Raw genomic sequence first — 1,197 nt, 5'->3', positions numbered from 1 at the left:
GCCGCCCGCGGGCGGAGCCCGACCGCCCCCGCCCCCCGCGACGCGCCGGGCCCGCGCCGCCCCCCCCCCCCGGGGGGGCCCCCCGCTACGGCATGTCGGCCCGGATCTCGTCCAGCGACTCCCCCAGCACCCCCTTGGCCCGGGTGAACCAGTCGGCGATCACCGCGGTCTCGTCCGGCGTGTAGTCGGCGAACAGCGCGCCGATCCGCTCGTAGAACGGGCCGTAGACCTGGAGGATGCGCTGCTGCGCGTCCTCCGCCATCACCACGCGGACGCGCCGACGGTCGGCCGGGTCGGCCTCGCGGCGGGCGTAGCCGGTCTTCTCCAGCCGGTTGAGCACGCCGGTCACGGCGCCGGTGGTCAGCTGCGCGCGCTCGGCGAGGTCGCCGGCGGCCAGCGGTTCCCCGGCCATCGCGGCCTCGATGACGAAGCCGAGGCAGGTCAGGTCGGTGACGTTGAGGCCGAGCCGGGCGGCGATGTCCTGCTGGCCGAACTGCGCCAGCGCGATCATCCGGTCCATCGCGTAGAGCGCCTGCTCGGGCGTCGCCCGGGGGCGCGGCTTGCCCTTCACTCGATATCTCCTTAGCATCTAAGTTACTTAGCTTGTGAGATAAACGGCCGACCCGTCCATCCCGACCCGCCCATCACACCAAACGAGGAGCAATGAGCGCACACGGCGACCACGACATGGGGCACACCATCGCCGGCTGGACCGGCTCCGTCATCGCGATCCTCGGCTTCACCGTCGCGGGCGCGGCCCTCGTCCTCGGCTCGGCCGCCGGGCTCTGGGCCGGCGGGATCCTCACCGCCCTCGGCGCGCTCGCCAGCTGGCTGCTCCACCTCGCCGGCTGGGGCAAACCCACCGGCCCGCGCCCGCCCGCCCACCGGCCCTGGCGCACCCCCGACCCGGCCGGCCGCCAGGGCCACCCCCACTGCCTCGGCTGCCGCCTCGCCGGCCGCACCCCGGCCCCGATCCAGGCGCCGGCCCCCGCCCCCGTGCAGCACCGGCGGCGCATCAGCGCCTGACCGACCCGAGCACGACACGTTCCCCTTGCGCTCGCGCGACGAGACGGCCGCCCGCCCACGCAAAACCCCGGGGGGTGGGAAACCCCCCCCCCCCCCCCGCAAAAAAAAACCCCCCGCCAATTAAAAACCCCCCCCCCAAACACCGCCCGACAAATATAAAGTTGAAAAACC

General features: G+C 74.0%; 2 protein-coding genes. One reads left to right on the top strand and one right to left on the bottom strand.

Annotation, left to right across the window (positions count from 1 at the left end; all coding sequences use genetic code 11):
• Positions 1-85: 85 nt before the first annotated feature.
• Positions 86-571, bottom strand: a complete 486-nt coding sequence (locus ACFV61_RS15630; RefSeq protein WP_380492092.1) for a MarR family transcriptional regulator — start codon at positions 569-571, stop codon at positions 86-88.
• Positions 572-663: 92 nt separating this feature from the next.
• On the opposite strand from ACFV61_RS15630, the gene ACFV61_RS15625 reads away from it, so the two are divergent.
• The gene (locus tag ACFV61_RS15625) at positions 664-1,026 is read left to right on the top strand and encodes an HGxxPAAW family protein (protein WP_380426304.1); all 363 of its coding nucleotides are present in this window, start codon (positions 664-666) and stop codon (positions 1,024-1,026) included.
• Positions 1,027-1,197: the final 171 nt, after the last annotated feature.

This window comes from Kitasatospora sp. NPDC059817 (assembly GCF_042731835.1).
Lineage (GTDB): Bacteria > Actinomycetota > Actinomycetes > Streptomycetales > Streptomycetaceae > Kitasatospora.
Note: the sequence above shows the minus strand (reverse complement) of the source record. Positions and strands in the feature narration are given on the sequence as shown.

Coding starts and splice junctions, on each gene's coding strand:
- ACFV61_RS15625 (WP_380426304.1), top strand. CDS start 664: ATGAGCGCACACGGCGACCACGACATGGGGCACACCATCGCCGGCTGG.